We start from the raw sequence: 17890 nt of genomic DNA on the forward strand, positions 1-17890 counted from the left end.
TTATAGCGATAATGCTGTTTCTATTTGAGTCTGTTTTCAAAATCTAGAGCATTAAAAAAGGCTCTCTAATTAATTTAGAGAGCCTTTTGTTAGTTAAATAATGTACACTAGTTGATTAAAATAGGCTTACCGTAACCTAGCTTTTCTAGTTTGTCAAATTGAGTTGCTTTGTCACCTACTATTAAATAGATCATGTGATCTGGTGTGATGTATTTATTGGCAAGTTCTTTAATATCGTCCATGGTTAAATTATCCACTACTTCTTGACGCTTAAGAGCGTAATTTACAGGCAGTCCATCTTCTTGAATATTTGAAAGCATGCTTAATTTTGCTCCTTGAGATTCAAATGATCTAGCGCTAGATTTAATCATATAACTTTTAGTCACTTGTAGGTCTTCCTCATTGAAATTCTCACCGTAATTATTTAAAATATCTTTTACGAGTGCTGTAGATTCATAAGTTACATTAGACCTAACACCACTATTTACACTAAATATACCTGATAATGGAGAGCCGCTATAACTTGATCTTATTCCATAAGTATACCCTTTACCTTCACGTAATTGCTGTGTGAGTTGTGATGCAAATCCACCACCGCCCAAACGATAATTTAAAACTTGTACTTTATAAAAATCTTTATCAGTAGATGGGATTGCTGGATGCCCAAAACTAAGAATAGATTGTTTTGCATTAGGTACATCATAAAAATAAACACTCGATTTTTCTGGTGTTTTTACTGTCGCTAATTCTGGAAAGGTTACTTCTTTTTTAGTCCATTTATTATTTAAAGTACTCAAAGAAGTCTTTACTTGATCCTTGTTAACATCACCTACTATTTTAAAGCTGGCTAGTTGTGGTGTTAGGTAGCTGTTGTAATACTTTTTTAAATCATCAAGACTTATACTTTCTACACTCTCTTTAGATCCTAGATTGTTTTGTGCTAGAATATGGTCTTTTCCATATATTAATTTGTCAAATTCATTTGCAGCGATAGCTCTAGGACTTGCTTTTTGTTGCTGTATCTGACTGAGAGTTTGTTGCTTTATTAAATCAAATTCTTTTTGATCCCATCGCGGCTCTAATAACATTTCATTTACAAGACTCATCACCTCACTATAATTGCGAGATAGTGAGCTAGCGTTTACGGCTATACTTTGATTGCTAGAATATATGTTGATATTTGCACCTAATTGATCTATAGCTTCTTCTAGTTGAGCAGGTGTTTTTGTAGCTGTACCTTTGTTCATTAAGTCTGCTAGCATATTTGAAACACCTATCTTTTTAATGTCTTCTAATAGCATACCTCCTTCTACCTCTAACTGTAATTGTACTAGAGGTACTTCATTATCTTCTATAGCTAATACTTCAATACCAGAAGATAAAGTTTCTGTATAAACGTTAGGTATAGCTAGTTGAGGTGCAGGACCATACATAGGCTCTATTCTTTCAAAGCTAGATGGAGTGCGTTCATAAGTAGCAGTGATACTAGCGTCAAAGCTTTCTTCGGCACCATCTACTATTTTTTCTTCAGCTACCTGAGCAAGGGTGGATTCATTTACAGCAAGGTCTATACTTCCCTTAGGTACAAAACTGGTCATCACATAGTTTTTATCTTTTATATAAGTTTCATAAACGCGTTTTATATCTTCTACAGTAACTGCTTGCATGTTTTTAACATCTTGAGTTAAGAAACCGGCATCTCCTGCTAGAATTTCATATTGTGTAAGTTGAAATCCTTTACCTAAAACACTGGATAGACCTTTGTAAAAATCTGTTTCTTGACTTGTTTTAATACGATCTAAGTCACTTTGAGAAATACCATCTTTTTCAAATAATGCCATTGCCTTGTTTACACTAGTAAGAACGCTATCTAGATCTTTGCCATCATATGCTCTTGCTACTAGACCGAATTGTCCAGCGAGTTCTGTGGTGTAGCTGTAAGCATATGCCTGGTCTGCTACTTGATCTTTTTCTATTACAATCTTATTTAAAGGAGCTTTTTTACCATTAGAAAGGTAAGTGCCTAGAATATCTAGAGCATAAGAATCTTTGTCATAATTAGGTACTGTAGGCCATGTCATAGCCAGTCTAGGTGTTTGGGCAAAATTATCTTCAAAATACAATTTCTTAGATTCATTTAATACAACTGGTTCTACAACAGTCTTTTCTACAGTTTTACCTCTTTTAATTTCTCCAAAGTATTTTTCAACCCATTCTAGAGCTTGCTTTTTATCAAAATCTCCAGCAATAGTTAATACCGCGTTATTAGGAGTGTACCATTCATTATAGAAATCTTTTACATCTTGAAGCGATGCATTTTGAAGATCTTCTAGAGAACCTATCACTTGCCAGTTGTATGGATGTCCTTCTGGATATAGATTTTTACCTATCACATAAGATTCATGACCATAAGCATTGTTATCTACACTCTGGCGTTTTTCATTTTTTACTACTTGCTTTTCTTTGGCTAGTACAGGTTCTGTAACTGTGTTTATGAAATAACCTAGTTTATCTGCCTCGGCCCAGATCATTTTTTCTAGGGCGTCTTTAGGAACAGTCTGGAAATAATTAGTCACATCACGACTGGTAGAGCCATTTGCTCCAGAGCCACCTATTCTAGCACTCATCTCATCGAGCCCACCTTTGCCTAGGTTTTCTGATTCTAAGAATAAGAGATGTTCAAATAAATGGGCAAACCCTGTTTTACCAGCTTTTTCTCTTGCGCTACCTACATGTGCAGTAAGCGCAACAGCTACTACAGGATCAGATTTATCTTCATGAAAAATAACGGTTAGTCCATTTTCTAGAGTGTGTTTTTCAAAAGGTATTGAAATATCGTTAGTGACGCTTTGTTCTTCTTGAGTCTCTTGTGTATTTTCTTTACAAGATATGAAAGCGGCTAGAAATAGTGCTGGTACTAGAAATTTAGTTAATTTCATGAGTAATAGATTTGGTTCAAGTGACCAAGGTACTTATAGTAATAAATCAGCAACTGTTAAAATTAGTTAAATTCAATTATAAGGGCATAAAAAAACCGCTCATAGAGCGGTTTTATCAAAGTATGTGTCATCTATAAGTTATGATCGTGAGCAAAATCTTCTAAAGTTTTTACTTCATTAACCGTTGCTTGGATTTCGTCTTTTTGAGCTTCTAGAACTGAAACAATAGTAGGAGGTAACTCACTTCTATGTTCTAGCACTTGATCATATTCTTCAATGGCAGATTTTTCACCAGTCAGACATTCTTCTAGAACAGACTCGTCTTTATTAAGACTCAAGGCTGCTTTAATATTCATCCAGCCTCTGTGCATGTCTCCAGCAAATGTACCGTCATTTTTAGGATTTTCATTCATTCCTTTCATCTCTCCAGCTAGTGCCGCTGCAAATTCTGTACGTCTTGCACCTTGTTGTGCTAGCCATCTCTTTAATTGTACATGCTCTGTAACCTCGGCAGCATTTGCATACCCACGTTGTGCATCATATGTTTTTTCTAATAAAGAGTTGAGATATTGTTCTGTTTTTACATTTTCCATGGTAGTTAGTTTTTTATTAAAGATACAGATAGAAATAAGTCATTTTTCTTAAAAAACTGTGAGTTGAGAAAGGTTTAACTTCTTCAAAAAGAACGAGTAAAAGAAATCTTAACTTCATAAAAAAAATAAATCCGCATTAAATATATATTTAATGCGGATTTAAAAATTAGGATAACAAAGATTATTTATCTCCTTTTAATTTAGCGTACTTATTACGTTCATCTTGTAACTGTCTACCTAGTTTTTGTTCTTTTTCTATAGACTTGCGTCTTAGATCTTCTAGTTCTTCCTCGGTAGTGGCAAGTTGTTTATTTGCAGCCTTTGTAGTAGCGTTACTGTTTTTAAACCTTAAACTCATAAATACAAAAAGAAATGCGAGTAGTCCTACTATAGACCATACTACAGTATTGTAAAAACTTTTATTAGTCTGTATGCCTAAGAAATTCATGGAATCTTTTTCAGCGTTCACATCACTTAGTTGTGTGTTGATGCCAGCTAGTTCATTTTCTAAAGATGCAATTCTACTATCTTTAGTAACTATAGAACTCTCTAATGAGGTGATGTTTTCATTAAGTTTTTGAATGCTTTCATTAGCATTTTTACGCAATTTATTGATGTCAGTCTCTTTAACGACTTTGTATTCTTTAAAATTATTAGACTCATCTAGCAATTGTTTAAACTGGCCGTCTATAGAAACTGCTGTCTGATTAGAGTCTTGTGCTTGTATAGTAAAGCTTAGTGCTAGTACTAGGGTAAATAATATGTATTTCATTTGATAGGGTATAAAAGAGAAAACGAGATGAATCGTCGCTCATTGTGTAGTCAGGTATTTTATAATGTTAAATCTTTGTGAGAGTAATTATAACCCCTTTTCTAAAGAATTATAAGCGTCGCAATGTTAGATTTTTCTATAAGGTTTGTAGTGATTCTGCTTTCGCGAAAGCGAGAATAAAAAATGCCCCACCGTAAAGTAGGGCATCATGAATTATGTTCTAGAATTACTCATTCATAGTAGCAAGAAACTCTTCATTATTGCGAGTTTGCTTCATTTTTTGAGAGATAAATTCCATAGCTTCTACAGGATTCATGTCTGCAAGATACTTGCGTAAGATCCACATGTGTTTCATAGTCTGCTCGTCTAACAATAAGTCATCACGACGTGTAGAAGAAGAGGTAAGATCTATAGCAGGGAATACACGACGGTTAGAAATGTTTCTATCCAGTTGCAGTTCCATGTTACCAGTTCCTTTAAATTCTTCAAAGATAACTTCGTCCATTTTAGAACCAGTCTCTGTAAGAGCAGTAGCTATAATAGAAAGAGAACCACCGCCTTCTATATTACGTGCCGCACCGAAGAAACGTTTAGGCTTGTGTAAGGCATTTGCATCAACACCACCAGAAAGTACTTTACCACTAGCTGGTTGTACCGTGTTGTAGGCACGTGCTAGACGTGTTATAGAATCTAGTAAGATCACTACGTCGTGACCACATTCTACCATACGCTTTGCTTTTTCTAGCACTATGTTTGCCACCTTTACGTGGTCGTGTGCTTCTTTGTCAAATGTAGAGGCGATTACCTCTCCATCTACATTACGTTGCATGTCTGTTACTTCTTCTGGACGCTCATCTATTAATAAGATTAATTGATAAACCTCAGGATTATTTGCTGCTATTGCGTTTGCAATATCCTTAAGTAACATGGTTTTACCTGTTTTAGGTTGTGCCACTATCATACCACGCTGTCCTTTACCTATAGGGGCAAAAAGGTCCATGACACGAGTAGATATACTAGCGCGTCTGTCTGCTAGGTTAAATTTTTCTTCAGGGAATAATGGTGTTAAATGCTCAAAAGAAACACGATCACGTACTACTTTAGGGTCTAGACCATTAATTTGAGATATTTTAATAAGTGGGAAATACTTTTCTCCTTCTTTAGGTGGGCGCACCATACCTAATACAGTATCACCTGTTTTAAGACCGAAAAGTCTAATTTGAGATTGCGACACATAAATATCATCTGGACTCGCTAGATAATTATAGTCACTACTACGTAGGAAACCATAACCGTCAGGCATCATGTCTAGAACACCTTCACTCTCTATAATACCATCAAATTCAAAGTCAGGATCGCGGTAACGGTTGCGAGTGTCTTTGTTTCCTTTAGGAACATTGTTTTGAGTATTATTATTACGTGTGCTTTTTTGACGACTGTTGTTACGGTTGTCATTTTTTGCATCGGCAGTATCTTTCTTAGAGTCTGCAGTATCTGCAGTTTTTTTAGAAGAGGTATCTGTAGTGTCTTTTGCGGTATCGCTAGTTTCCTTAACGGTTTTCTTAGCCGTTTTTCTAGGCCTAGGTCTAGGATTAGGTTTGCTAGGGTCTTTGCGTCCTTTAAGAGTTTCTTCAGTTATTTCAAAATCTTCTTTTTCTTCAGATTTTGTTTCTTTTGTTGTTTCTTTCTTAGATACTCTAGGTTTGCGTTCCTTCTTTACAGCAGGCTTTTTGGCAGCTGGTTTTTCCTTTACAACTTTTTCAACCTTTTCTTTAGCTTCTTCTTTTACAGGAGCTGGTGTTGTTTCAATATCTAGGCTTTTTACAACGTCTGGATTTGCTGCTTGTAGATCTAGAATTTTATAAACCAGATCTAGTTTACGTAGTTGTTTGAATTTAGGAACGTTTAATCCTTTTGCGATTTCCTGTAACTCAGGAAGTTTTTTAGATTTTAAATCAGCTATTTGAAACATGTATCGTTATGATATATATAATTTGTTATCAGGGGGAAAATGAAAGTCTAAAACTTATCAGAAAAATTTTAAACTGCTAGATAACCTATAAAGAGTAAGTTACCTTAATAGCATTGCAATGATACATTAAAAAATTAATATCTGTTGTTCTTTTTGCTTGTTATGTTCTATTTTTGCTTTGCTTTTGAAAAATAGCAGTAATGATACAACGCATACAGACCATTTATTTACTTCTAGCCGCAATAGTCTCTGGTGGACTTATTTGGGTAGTAGAGCATTTTAACGATGGAGAAGGAAATGAGTTTGTAGGTATGGATGAAAGTTTGTACTTTGGTATCTTTACAGTGAGCGCGTTAATGTCGGTAGTTGCGATGTTTTTATTTAAAAACAGACAGTTGCAAACAGTGGTTAACCGTTTAAACTTGTTATTAAACCTTTTTATACTAGGTGTTTACGTATATCGAGCGCTAATGATGTCTGGAGAAACGGCGGTTTCTGAGAAAGGCATTGGGATGTTCATTCCTATCCTATCTATCGTTTTACTTGTCTTGGCTAACAAGGCAATAAGAAAGGATGAACAGCTTGTAAAATCTGCTGATCGATTACGATAAACGCAATAAACTTAGTAATATTAGTGAAAAAACCTGCAGGGCGCCACCTTGCAGGTTTTTGTTTTTTAGGGTTTTATCTGTTCCGCTTTCGCGAAAGCGAATCTTAAATAAACATTTTTTAAAGAATTGTGATTCTAGATTAAAATAAACAACCAGCAATAAGTAATGTTTAATCCCTCTTTTTGCTACATTTAAAGCATGATAAACGTTATAATCATTGATGACGAATCTCACGGAAGGTCATTGCTCCATAATTTATTAGAAAATGAACTGGGCGATCAATACCAACTTAAAGAAAGTTGCTCTTCTGTAAAAGAAGGTGTTAAGGCTATACAACAGCATAAGGTAGATCTAGTGTTTCTAGATATTCAAATGCCAGAAGAAGACGGTTTTGAATTGTTTAATTATTTTGAGAATATAGATTTTGAAATCATCTTTGTTACTGCTTTTGATCAATATGCGATCAAAGCTTTTCAATGCAGTGCATTGCATTATTTGTTGAAACCGATAGATCCTGTGCAGCTGCATGAGGCAATTGAGAGGTACAAAAAGTCTAAGGAGAATAAAAAAGCCATACTCAAAAAATTTGACGTCTTTGCAGAGTATATAGAAGGACAACAAGAGAAAAAACGTATTGTTTTTAATACTACTACAGGCTTTGAAGTAGTAGTTATTAAAGAACTAGTACATATAGCTGCCGAGGGTAATTACAGTCAATTATATTTTAAGGATGGTAGTAATAAGTTGGTTACTAGTTCGCTCAAGGGAATAGAAGATTGTCTGCCAGATTCTTATTTTCTTAGAATCCACCACGGACACATTATTAATTTAAACGCGGTGGAAAAATTTACTAAAACAGATCGTGAGGTTACCCTAATTAATGGGAATACTCTAAAAGTAGCAGAGCGAAAGTTGAAATTATTCTTAAGCCGCATCAGTGAAGCAATCTAATTTTCTGATTTTTTTATTCTTTACTATAAGTGTCTTAGGGCAAAGGCATCCATCTGTTTCTTATACAGAACAAAATGTGTTGCCTAATAATGCGGTGCGCTGCCTTTTTAAATCGGATGACGGTGCATTGTGGATAGGTACTGATAATGGGCTAGTGCGCAAGTATAATAATCAGTTTACTACCTATTATAAAGAAGATGGACTTGCACAAAATAACATTTGGGCGGTTGCACAAAGTAAGGATCGTACCTTGTGGATAGGTAGTTATGGAAAAGGGTTATCTACTTATAGAAAAGGTGTCATTAAGGAGTATGAGTATAATGATCAATTAGTACATCTAGAGGTGACTCAATTAATGATTCATGAATCCTATTTGTATGTAGGAACTAGTAACGGTGTCGCCATCATCAATATTAAAAATGGTAAACTGGTTAAAAACTTAAAACCTAAAATGCCTTTTGAGGATAGTTTTAGGATTCAAGATTTTTTCTTGATAGAAAATGAGGTGTATGCGGTGAGCTATTTACAAGGGGTGTTTAAGGTTCAAGAAAATGGCGCGACCTTTAATCTGTTTCAAATTACAGATGCAAAAGAACTTTATGCGGCACAAGTATATCGTGGACAGTTGTTTTTAAGTGGTAAAGAATTCTATAAAAAAATAAATCTAGATAGCGTTGTACAGCCAGGTGTTTATAAAAAGGCCTTAAAAATAGAAAGTTCTATCCTTTGGGATTATGCAGTGGCTGATAATTTATTTTATGCAGCGGCTTGGGGTATTTATCAAAACTATGGAGGGATTTATAAATGGGAGAACGGAAGTTTTAAGAATAAGAACAAGGATTATGGAGTGGAAAGCACGCAAGTCACTAGTTTACAATATGACCAAGAGGTAGACCGCTTATTTATAGGGACACTAGATCATGGGTTGTATGAAGTTTACTTGAATGAAACGATACGTTTTGAAAGTGTACCACACGAGAGTGTGATAGATCTAGCACATCTAGAAGAAATTAATGCTTATTTATTTAATGATGGTTTAGTAATAGGGGAGACTTCTATAAATGCATCTAGGTTTAAAGAATGGCAATCAGAATTTGTAAAAAATCATCCCGAGCAATTGCCAAAGCATAAAGACTTTTTCTATGAATTAGATTACGATACACCTGCTACAAACATCGTTTTTTATAGTCTCAAAACGAATAACAATGAGTTTTGGATTAATACTTCTATAGGTTTATATGTATTTAGTAAAAAGGCAGAGTTAGTTAGGTATATGCCGTTACATACTCTAGAGTTTAATTTTACAGATTCAGGTGATTTAATAGAGACTAATTTTTATCATGGCTCACGAGTTTATGATGAGTTAGAGCCGTTATCGTATACATACTTTGATAATGTGGCCGATGTGAATAACCCTGGGCATGTGGTAGGTAGCGCACAACAAAAGGATAAAACTTATTTCACATCTATATTTAGTGGGTTGTATGCTTATAAAAATGGTGTATTCACTTCGTATGTGAAAAATGAGTTGTGGCAAGAAAAGCGCTTGCGACACATTACTAGATTGGATAAAGATCGATTAGCGATTTCTAATGAAGATGGTGATGTTTTTATAGTGGAAGACACGATACCTATTCGTGTTAAAAAGATCAGCCGTAATTATAAACACGGTAATACTATTAATTTTCTTAGTTCATATAAAGGTAGGCTTATAATAGGCACCTCAAAAGGTGTTGTGTTGTACAAAGATGGCGTAGAGATTTTTATAGATAAAGAACAAGGCTTAGATGATAAGGTAACCAGTTGTATGGTAAAAAATGATACTTTATTTTTAGGAAGTGGTCACGGGCTATTTAAAGTAGCGTTATTAGATGTTTTAAATAAGCCAAATAGAGTAAAAAGCTTAAAAATTATAGATTTTAAAGTGAATGGTGTAGTCCAGCAGCCATTGAGAATGAAACAGTCCAGCCTGGATTATAATCAAAACTCCATACAGTTAACACTTGCTACCAATCAACATCCATTTCCAGAAAAATTACAGTACAGTTATCGAATTAATGAGGACGAAGACTGGATTTCCATAAAAGGATCTGTAATTAATTTGCCTTATTTACAGCCTGCTTTTTATGATATTCAAGTAAAGATAGAAGACGCATCTACTGGTGCTATATTTCAAAAATCTGTAATTAATTTTATTGTTAACGATCCGTTTTATCAAAGTACTTGGTTTATAATTTTATGTTTTAGCATTGTTATAGGAATTTTATACACGTACTTCAGCTTAAAGCGAAAAGGTGCAAAACAACTATCAGAAGAGAGAGAAGCTATTACTAAGCGTGTAGAAGAAGTGAAATTAGAGGCGCTATTATCGCAAATGAATCCGCATTTTGTTTTTAATTCACTTAATTCTGTACAGTATTTTATCAGTAATAATGAGAACGATCGTGCAATGAAGTACTTAGGGACTTTTGCAGGATTGATGAGGGCTAATTTAAATAATAGTACCAGGCAGTTTATAGCTCTAGAAGAAGAAATAGCATACTTGAAGAGCTATACTCAATTAGAAAATGCACGTTTTGACGATCGTATTTCTATCCTTTTTAATATCGATAAAGAGCTGTCATTATCTCAAGTTAGTATTCCCAATATGGTGTTGCAGCCATTTGTCGAAAATGTATTTGTACATGCATTTCCATCTAGAATAGAATCTCCTAATTTAGAAATAGAATTCTCAAAAATAGATGAAGATCATTACCGTTGTGTAGTAAAGGATAATGGTATAGGAAACGCAAGCTTTACAAAAAATAAGCATCATGTTTCTAAGGGAATGCAACTTGTCCAAGAACGCTTATCATTTTTAGGATACGACCCTGAAAAAGCGCTTAGAATCCTTCATACTAGTAAAGGAACAACTATAACACTTGATTTAGAGCTGTAACAGTTATTTAATAATCACCTACAGTTATGTAATGGGCTGGATTTTATAAAACCATTAAGTTAACTTTATTTCTGTAAGATTTTTGTTGATTTCAACCTTGTGTTTTTTTAACAAGAATTGAATTATGAAAAGAGTTTTTTATTGAAACACACAACCGGCCAAAACGAAAATTAGGGGTAATATTTTAAAGTTGGTTTGTGTGAAAAACTGGAAGCTTTGCTTCCAGTTTTTTTTGCTTCATACTATTATCGATCTTTTTCTATAACTTCTAGATTTGAAATCTTTCCATCATTTATTTCAAAACGTAACATGGTACGTTTTTTATGAAATCCATGCATTCCTATCGCACCAGGATTCATGTGTAAGCATTGAATCTTTTTATCCATATTTACTTTTAAAATATGGCTATGCCCACAAATAAAAACCTGTGGCGGATTTGCATATAGTTCTTCTCGTATTTTGGGGTTGTACCTTCCAGGATAACCACCTATATGAGTGATCCATATATCCATACCTTCACAAATAAATCTATTGTTTAAAGGGAACTGCATTCTTGCTTTATCGTCGTCTATATTTCCATAAACAGCACGCAGTGGTTTTAATGCAGCAATTTGATCCGTAACGTTTAGATCCCCTATATCACCAGCATGCCACACCTCGTCAGCTTGTTTTATGTATTTGATTATAAAATCATCTATATGACTGTGCGTGTCAGAAAGGAGTAATATTTTCATATTGCAAATTTAATAAGCAAATAGCTATGGTTAATTTCAATTCTCGTGTGATTTCAGAATCAATTTCAAATTCATTCCACTTATCTTTGTGGCGATGCAAGATAAACCACGTTATTTTATAGAGTTAGCCTATGATGGTACAGCCTATCACGGCTGGCAACGACAGCCCCAAAGTATTTCTGTACAAGAAGTACTAGAAGATGGTTTGCAAAAAATGCTGCGTGAGAAAATTGCTATTCAAGGCGCAGGAAGAACAGATGCTGGTGTGCATGCCGCATATATGGTTGCTCACTTTGTATTTGATGGAGATATAGATATCGAGCATTTAGTATATCGCCTTAATAGATGGTTGCCTAAGGATATAGCTGTTTACGATATAAAACCAGTTACCGATAAAGCACACGCACGGTTCCATGCTTATAAACGTTCTTATGAATATCATTTTCTATTGAGACCTAATCCATTTGATGTAAATCAGGCTTATGTGTTATTTAGAAAGCCAGATTTTGAATTGATGCAAAAAGCGGCAGATATTCTTCTAGAATATAAAGATTTTGAGTGTTTTTCAAGAACTAATACCGACGTGAATACCTTCATTTGCGACCTTACAGAAGCGCGTTTTGAATTTAAAGAACACAAGGTGATTTTTCATATCACGGCAAATAGATTTTTACGTAACATGGTAAGAGCAGTAGTAGGGACATTGCTAGATGTAGGTTACGGTAAAAAAACGGTAGAAGACATGCATGAAATTATTGCTTCAAAAAATAGAAGCAATGCAGGAGCAAGTGCGCCGGCAGCAGGTTTATTTCTTACACAAATTCATTACCCTAAAGAGTTGTTTTTATAATGGGAAAGATCCTTTATAAAGAAACTCAAAAATTTGACCAGTGGTGGCTGTGGTTAATTGTATTAAGTTTATTTATCATTCCTTTTTTACAATTTAACTGGTCAGAAGATCTTTTAGATCAACTTACTACTGATAAAATTATCCCAAGTATTTTACCTGTTGTCATTTTGGTTTTATTTTTAACACTTAAAATGACTACGGTTATTACCGAAGATAAAATTACAGTACGCTATATTCCGTTTGTAAGAAAAGAATTTAATTGGAGTGAATTAAGCTTTGCTCAAGTTATAGATTATGGTTTTGTAGGTGGCTGGGGTATTAGACTTTGGACCTCTTATGGTACAGTATATAATGTTAAAGGCTCAAAAGGTCTACACATTAAAACAGCTAGTAACCAGTATGTAATTGGCACACAAAAAGAAAAAGAATTACGTTCTACAATAGAACATTTACTTAAATAAATATGGCATCTACAACAGGTAATGCATTTAACATGTCTCTTTTTAGAAGACTACTTTCTTATACTAAGCCTTATAAGCTTACTTTTTACTTTGTAGCGTTAAGTGCAATTCTCATTGCAGTAGTTGCTATAGGAATGCCTTATTTAATAAAGGTTTCCATAGATGAACATATCATACCTCGTCAGTTTGACGGTTTTACAACTGTTATAGGCATGATGACAGCCGTTCTAATTATAGACGTTTTACTACAGCTCAGCTTTATTTATTATGCAAACTGGTTGGGACAGCAGGTGATAAGAGATCTACGTGTAAAACTCTTTACTCACATGATGGGCTTTAAGATGCAGTATTTTGATAAAAGTGCTGTAGGTAAATTAGTTACTAGAGCGGTAAGTGATATAGAAACTATAGCGAGTATTTTTTCTCAAGGATTGTTTGTCATCATTTCTGATTTGTTGAAAATGGTGGTTGTTCTTGGTTTCATGGCCTATTCTAGTTGGAAACTGACCTTAATAGCGTTAATAGTCATGCCTTTTATATTGTATGCCACTCGTGTATTTCAAAAAGCTATGAAAGTTGCTTTTGAAGAAGTGCGTACTCAAGTAAGTAATTTGAACTCTTTTGTGCAAGAACGTGTTACTGGTATGAAAATCGTACAAATCTTCAATCGTGAAAAGGTAGAGTATGAGCAGTTTAAAGAGATTAATGATAAGCATAGAAATGCGTGGGTAAAAACGGTATGGTACAACTCCATTTTCTTTCCTATTGCAGAGATGGCTTCTAGCATAACCATAGGTCTAATAGTTTATATAGGTGTGGTCATGAATTTAGGTGCAGAAGCTACAACTGTGGCTGTAGAAATAGGTACTATCGTCATGTTCATTGATCTATCACAAAAATTATTTAGACCATTACGCCAGATAGCAGATAAGTTCAATACCCTACAAATGGGAATGGTAGCCGCAAATCGTGTTTTTGCTATTCTTGATACAGAATCTCAAATAGAAGATCAAGGTGATCTAGTGGCTGCGCATCTTAAAGGTGATATAGAGTTTAAAAATGTAGACTTTAGCTATGTAGATAACGAGCTCGTTTTAAAGAATCTTAGTTTTAAAGTTGCCTCTGGTGAGACCGTTGCCATTGTTGGTGCTACTGGTGCAGGAAAATCTACTATTATAAATCTGCTTTCTCGTTTTTATGAAATTAATAGTGGAGAGATTTTGATAGATTCCGCTTCCGCGAAAGCGTACCAGTTATCATCTCTTAGATCACAAATAGCTGTGGTGCTACAAGACGTATTCTTGTTTGCAGATACTATTTTGAATAATATCACATTACAGAATCCAGATATAACAGAAGACGATGTCATCAAGGCAGCTCAAAAAATAGGGGTGCATGATTTTATAATGACCTTGCCTAATGGATACCATTACAATGTAAAAGAAAGAGGAGTGATGCTTAGTTCTGGACAGCGACAGTTAATAGCCTTTTTAAGAGCTTATGTTTCTAACCCAAGTATATTAATTCTAGACGAGGCAACAAGCTCTGTAGACGCATACAGCGAGCAATTGATACAAGATGCGACAGACATTATTACCAAAGGACGCACTTCTATAGTAATTGCACATAGACTCGCAACCATCAAAAAAGCAGATAAAATTATCGTGATGGATGCAGGAGAGATAGTAGAAATAGGCTCGCACAGCGAGTTACTTCAAAAAGAAAATGGTTATTACAAGAATCTTTATGAAGTGCAGTTTTTACAGCAAGAGGTGGCTTAGACCACACCAGTAGCTCCAAGAATAATACCTATTAATATACTCAGTATACCAAGTATAATACCTACAACTATCATGAGTGTTATACTTACTATAACAGAGATAAGGGCTTTTAAAATTAAAGATTGATTATCCAGGTTAAAACACCTTTTGTAACAATATATAATATAAATAATCAGTAAAGGAAACCCAACAAACCCTACATACATAACTGCCTGAGGGAAAATAAGTACGGTTATAATGGTAAAAGGAGTTGTCACAATTACAGAGTGGCCATATGCATACATGTAGAAAACCATCTGTTCAGTAAAATTAAAATAGCGTTTTCCCCACAAGCTAATTCTAGCTATTAAGGCCAGAAAAGGAATAGTGAGTAATAAAAAGAATCCTTGAAAATCAAATGCGTATTTCCCAAATACTTCATTAAACTTATTGGTCATTTCCATTTGCTCAGGACTGTAATTCATTTGCGAATAAGCCGCTTGTTGTGATGCTAGAATTTGATCAAAAGCTCCAGTGTTCTTTAAAACAAAAGTGTAAATACCAGTGACAAAAAGAGCTAATAATAAATATCTCATCGCATCCATATAGTTAACACGACGTCCATTCATATAACCTAATATGACAGCTTCTGGTTTCTTAAATAAGTCTATAAAAGTTCTAAAAAACTTAGTGTCTATACCCAAGTACATATCAGTAAAATCGTGAGTTACCTGTTTCATGGTAATGCGATTTTCCAACCATTTTGCACCACAATGTGAACAGAAATTCTGTTCTAAGTATATCATTTGAGAGCAGTTTTTACAATTTCTTTCCATAGATTTTTAACTTCTAGACGATAATAGGTTTTTTATTTTTGTGGTAAAAAGGCACTTAAATCATAGCCCAAAACTTTATCTGCAATAAGCAATGTTATAATTGTTAATATTATCAATAAGAAAAAAATAAGAATCGCCATTACACTTAATACCAATACAGCAATTAGCGATTTTAAAATAGTTGTTTGAAGATCTAACTGAAAACATTTTTTATAACAATAAGCATTGTATATAAACATTATAGGATAGGCCATGAAAGACCAATAGGTAAATACTTCTGGACTTATCCACAAGATAATTAAACTGATAGGAGTTGTTGCAATGGTAATTTGCGCAAAGGTGTATAGATAAAAAACAATTTGCTCTGTAAAATTAAAATAGCGTTTTCCCCAAAAAGTAATACGACCTATAAGCGCTAGTAATGGAATACTAGACAATGTTATTATTCCTAAATAATCAAAAATAACGTCAGATGTTTTTCTTTGAAACTCCATCATATTTGCATCATTTCCATGACTTCCTTGCCGTGCCCAGCCACTTTGAAATTCTTGTAGGTATTGATCCAGTGCTCCAGAGCTGCGCATGATAAACATATAGATTCCTGTAACAAACAAGGCTAGTAACATGTATCTCACCGCATCCATATAATTAACACGGCGTCCATTCATATAGCCTAGTATGACCGCTTCTGGTTTTCTAAAAAGATCTAGAAACGTACGTACAAATTTAGTGTCTATACCTATGTACATATCGACAAAATCGTTACCTACCTGCTTCATTGTAATGCGATTTTCTATCCATTTTGCTCCACAACCAGAGCAATGAGATTTCCCTGCATAAATAAGGTCGGCACAGTTTTTACAATTTCTTTCCATAGATTTTAATGAGCAGCAGCTGTATTGAGTAGGTCTGAGTTGAAGAAGAATAAGAGAGCAACTGCTATAATAATTACAATGATCATTAAAATAGCAGAGATAACGTTGAATACGATAATAGCAAGCAGTCCTTTTAAAACAGTTTGTTGTATATCTAGTTTAAAGCACCTTTTATAATACCAGGCTACTTGTAAAAAAATAAAAGGTGTCAGTGCGAGTGATACCATTTGATAAGGAATGTCAAAACCAATCATAAGTGGCGTAGCCACAAAAGTAACTATGTTAACAAGTGCGAATACATAAACGTATAAAATCAAATGCTCTGTAAAATTGTATTTTCTAATATCTAAGAAGATTATATAACCTGATAAAGCATAGGCCGGTAAGAAAAATGTAGTAAAAGCACCTATGTAGTCATAAAAAAAATCTGTAAAATTTTCTAAGCTTTGACCGGTATTATTTTGAACATTTGTTATTTCGGCTACATTCATCCCTAGAGTGTCTGGTGCAAAATGTCTTAATAGAAAAATTTGTAAACCTACTAGAGATAAACTGATTAAGTAAAAGTTAATGGGGTTTACATATTTCTTGCGTTGGCCACTTATATAGCCATTTATTACATCTTCAGGATAGCGCAGTAAACCTAAAATGGTAACTAGAAAAACATTGTCAGTTCCTAAATATCGATTAGATAACTCGGCTGTTATTTTACGAGGGGTTAATCTATATTCTACCCATTTAGAACCGCAATGCGAGCAATAATTTTGTTGCGCATAAAGTGATTTTTTACAGTTTTTACAATTACGTTCCATTAAGCGAGGTGAGATTTGATTTTGGCAGCTAGTTCATCTGTGTCAGTATATGATTCAAACTCGCCTTCATGAACTAGAGATATTTGACCAGTTTCTTCACTTACTATTAATGCGATAGCACTGCTTCTTTCAGTTAAACCTAAAGCCGCTCTGTGTCGCAACCCAAAACGTTGAGGTATTTTTCTGTTTTCAGATACAGGTAATATCACTCGTGTAGCTGTAATCTTATTACCTTCTACTATCATCGCGCCATCGTGTAGCGTACTGTTCTTATAGAAAATACTTTGTATGATAGAAGAGTTTACTAAAATGTCTTGATCGTCTCCAGTGTTTTTAACAAATTCTAAAGAGCCATCTCTCTTAATACCTATTAATGCGCCAGTTTTAGTAGAGCTCATTTTTTTACAAGCTTTAACGATCTCGTCCACAACCATATGATTGTTGTCTTGTTCTTCTTGAAAAATGCGTAGTTGTTTAAAAAATCGCCTGCGAGAAGTGAATTTTGTAGAACCTAGCATTAAAAGAAAACGTCTTATTTCTTGTTGAAATACCACTATTAGAGCAACCACACCAGCACCAGTAACAGCGCCTAATGCCTGACTCAACATTTCCATTTTCATGAAAACCGTTAATTGATAAATCAAGTAGATAATAAAAATTCCTATAAAAATATTGAGCGCTGCGGTACCTTTAACCAGGCGGTATAAGTAAAAGACCACAGCTGCGACTAGCAGTATGTCTATTAAATCTATTATTCTAAATCCAGGAAGTTCCATGTAGCTAAAA

15 protein-coding genes are annotated in these 17890 nt (G+C 34.3%); 6 read left to right on the forward strand and 9 right to left on the reverse strand.

The window, feature by feature from the left end:
* Nucleotides 1–107: 107 nt before the first annotated feature.
* The 4 genes from ACJJVN_RS03390 to rho all read right to left on the reverse strand — a co-directional run bounded on the left by ACJJVN_RS03390 (nucleotide 108) and on the right by rho (nucleotide 6276).
* Nucleotides 108–2939, reverse strand: a complete 2832-nt coding sequence (locus ACJJVN_RS03390; protein WP_405377132.1) for a M16 family metallopeptidase — start codon at nucleotides 2937–2939, stop codon at nucleotides 108–110.
* A gap of 131 nt (nucleotides 2940–3070) precedes the next feature.
* Entirely contained in the window at nucleotides 3071–3532 is a 462-nt protein-coding gene (locus ACJJVN_RS03395) for a PA2169 family four-helix-bundle protein (RefSeq protein ID WP_405369725.1), read from the reverse strand.
* 181 nt (nucleotides 3533–3713) lie between these two features.
* Nucleotides 3714–4304: a hypothetical protein gene (locus tag ACJJVN_RS03400; protein ID WP_104516037.1), complete on the reverse strand. Its 591-nt coding sequence runs from the start codon at nucleotides 4302–4304 to the stop codon at nucleotides 3714–3716.
* Nucleotides 4305–4530: 226 nt separating this feature from the next.
* Nucleotides 4531–6276 carry a transcription termination factor Rho gene (rho, locus tag ACJJVN_RS03405; RefSeq protein ID WP_104516038.1) on the reverse strand — a complete coding sequence of 582 codons (1746 nt, stop codon included), beginning with the start codon at nucleotides 6274–6276 and terminating at the stop codon, nucleotides 4531–4533.
* A 200-nt stretch (nucleotides 6277–6476) separates the two neighbouring features.
* Here rho and ACJJVN_RS03410 point away from each other — a divergent pair, with 200 nt between their 5' ends.
* The 3 genes from ACJJVN_RS03410 to ACJJVN_RS03420 all read left to right on the forward strand — a co-directional run bounded on the left by ACJJVN_RS03410 (nucleotide 6477) and on the right by ACJJVN_RS03420 (nucleotide 10776).
* Nucleotides 6477–6887, forward strand: a complete 411-nt coding sequence (locus tag ACJJVN_RS03410; protein WP_104516039.1) for a DUF4293 domain-containing protein — start codon at nucleotides 6477–6479, stop codon at nucleotides 6885–6887.
* A 198-nt stretch (nucleotides 6888–7085) separates the two neighbouring features.
* A complete protein-coding gene (locus ACJJVN_RS03415) occupies nucleotides 7086–7838 on the forward strand; it encodes a LytR/AlgR family response regulator transcription factor (protein WP_405377133.1) in 753 nt (250 codons plus the stop codon).
* Nucleotides 7825–10776, forward strand: coding sequence for a histidine kinase (locus ACJJVN_RS03420; protein WP_405377134.1), 2952 nt, complete (start codon nucleotides 7825–7827; stop codon nucleotides 10774–10776). Before ACJJVN_RS03415 ends, ACJJVN_RS03420 begins: the two co-directional genes overlap by 14 nt.
* Before the next feature lie 245 nt (nucleotides 10777–11021).
* Here the strand turns inward: ACJJVN_RS03420 and ACJJVN_RS03425 are convergent, their stop codons facing one another.
* Nucleotides 11022–11510, reverse strand: a complete 489-nt coding sequence (locus ACJJVN_RS03425; RefSeq protein ID WP_405377135.1) for a metallophosphoesterase family protein — start codon at nucleotides 11508–11510, stop codon at nucleotides 11022–11024.
* Nucleotides 11511–11604: 94 nt separating this feature from the next.
* Between ACJJVN_RS03425 and truA the strand changes: the two genes are divergently transcribed.
* Genes truA through ACJJVN_RS03440 form a run of 3 tightly spaced genes read left to right on the forward strand, consistent with a single transcriptional unit; the run spans nucleotide 11605 to nucleotide 14602 of the window.
* On the forward strand, nucleotides 11605–12360 hold the full coding sequence (gene truA, locus ACJJVN_RS03430; protein ID WP_405377136.1) for a tRNA pseudouridine(38-40) synthase TruA: 756 nt from the start codon (nucleotides 11605–11607) through the stop codon (nucleotides 12358–12360).
* Nucleotides 12360–12821 carry a hypothetical protein gene (locus ACJJVN_RS03435; protein ID WP_405377137.1) on the forward strand — a complete coding sequence of 154 codons (462 nt, stop codon included), beginning with the start codon at nucleotides 12360–12362 and terminating at the stop codon, nucleotides 12819–12821. Before truA ends, ACJJVN_RS03435 begins: the two co-directional genes overlap by 1 nt.
* A 2-nt stretch (nucleotides 12822–12823) precedes the next feature.
* Entirely contained in the window at nucleotides 12824–14602 is a 1779-nt protein-coding gene (locus ACJJVN_RS03440) for an ABC transporter ATP-binding protein (RefSeq protein WP_405369719.1), read from the forward strand.
* Here ACJJVN_RS03440 and ACJJVN_RS03445 read toward each other — a convergent pair.
* The 4 genes from ACJJVN_RS03445 to cdaA form a co-directional block, all read right to left on the reverse strand.
* Nucleotides 14599–15387: a DUF3667 domain-containing protein gene (locus ACJJVN_RS03445; protein ID WP_405377138.1), complete on the reverse strand. Its 789-nt coding sequence runs from the start codon at nucleotides 15385–15387 to the stop codon at nucleotides 14599–14601. The genes ACJJVN_RS03440 and ACJJVN_RS03445 overlap by 4 nt on opposite strands.
* 62 nt (nucleotides 15388–15449) lie before the next feature.
* Complete coding sequence (locus ACJJVN_RS03450) at nucleotides 15450–16292, reverse strand: DUF3667 domain-containing protein (RefSeq protein WP_405377139.1); 843 nt, start codon at nucleotides 16290–16292, stop codon at nucleotides 15450–15452.
* A gap of 5 nt (nucleotides 16293–16297) precedes the next feature.
* Complete coding sequence (locus ACJJVN_RS03455) at nucleotides 16298–17104, reverse strand: DUF3667 domain-containing protein (protein ID WP_405377140.1); 807 nt, start codon at nucleotides 17102–17104, stop codon at nucleotides 16298–16300.
* The gene (gene cdaA / locus ACJJVN_RS03460; RefSeq protein WP_104516049.1) at nucleotides 17104–17880 is read right to left on the reverse strand and encodes a diadenylate cyclase CdaA; all 777 of its coding nucleotides are present in this window, start codon (nucleotides 17878–17880) and stop codon (nucleotides 17104–17106) included. The genes ACJJVN_RS03455 and cdaA overlap by 1 nt, the downstream gene beginning before the upstream one ends.
* Nucleotides 17881–17890 lie beyond the last annotated feature (10 nt).

The organism is Nonlabens sp. Asnod3-A02, assembly GCF_045063755.1.
In the GTDB taxonomy this organism is placed as follows: domain Bacteria; phylum Bacteroidota; class Bacteroidia; order Flavobacteriales; family Flavobacteriaceae; genus Nonlabens; species Nonlabens xylanidelens.

Bases quoted from the DNA above. Each gene is read 5' to 3' on its own strand.
- ACJJVN_RS03440 (WP_405369719.1), top strand. From the start codon at position 12,824: ATGGCATCTACAACAGGTAATGCATTTAACATGTCTCTTTTTAGAAGA.
- rho (WP_104516038.1), bottom strand. From the start codon at position 6,276: ATGTTTCAAATAGCTGATTTAAAATCTAAAAAACTTCCTGAGTTACAG.
- ACJJVN_RS03410 (WP_104516039.1), top strand. From the start codon at position 6,477: ATGATACAACGCATACAGACCATTTATTTACTTCTAGCCGCAATAGTC.
- cdaA (WP_104516049.1), bottom strand. From the start codon at position 17,880: ATGGAACTTCCTGGATTTAGAATAATAGATTTAATAGACATACTGCTA.
- ACJJVN_RS03390 (WP_405377132.1), bottom strand. From the start codon at position 2,939: ATGAAATTAACTAAATTTCTAGTACCAGCACTATTTCTAGCCGCTTTC.
- ACJJVN_RS03395 (WP_405369725.1), bottom strand. From the start codon at position 3,532: ATGGAAAATGTAAAAACAGAACAATATCTCAACTCTTTATTAGAAAAA.
- ACJJVN_RS03415 (WP_405377133.1), top strand. From the start codon at position 7,086: ATGATAAACGTTATAATCATTGATGACGAATCTCACGGAAGGTCATTG.
- ACJJVN_RS03445 (WP_405377138.1), bottom strand. From the start codon at position 15,387: ATGATATACTTAGAACAGAATTTCTGTTCACATTGTGGTGCAAAATGG.
- truA (WP_405377136.1), top strand. From the start codon at position 11,605: ATGCAAGATAAACCACGTTATTTTATAGAGTTAGCCTATGATGGTACA.
- ACJJVN_RS03435 (WP_405377137.1), top strand. From the start codon at position 12,360: ATGGGAAAGATCCTTTATAAAGAAACTCAAAAATTTGACCAGTGGTGG.
- ACJJVN_RS03455 (WP_405377140.1), bottom strand. From the start codon at position 17,104: ATGGAACGTAATTGTAAAAACTGTAAAAAATCACTTTATGCGCAACAA.
- ACJJVN_RS03450 (WP_405377139.1), bottom strand. From the start codon at position 16,292: ATGGAAAGAAATTGTAAAAACTGTGCCGACCTTATTTATGCAGGGAAA.
- ACJJVN_RS03400 (WP_104516037.1), bottom strand. From the start codon at position 4,304: ATGAAATACATATTATTTACCCTAGTACTAGCACTAAGCTTTACTATA.
- ACJJVN_RS03425 (WP_405377135.1), bottom strand. From the start codon at position 11,510: ATGAAAATATTACTCCTTTCTGACACGCACAGTCATATAGATGATTTT.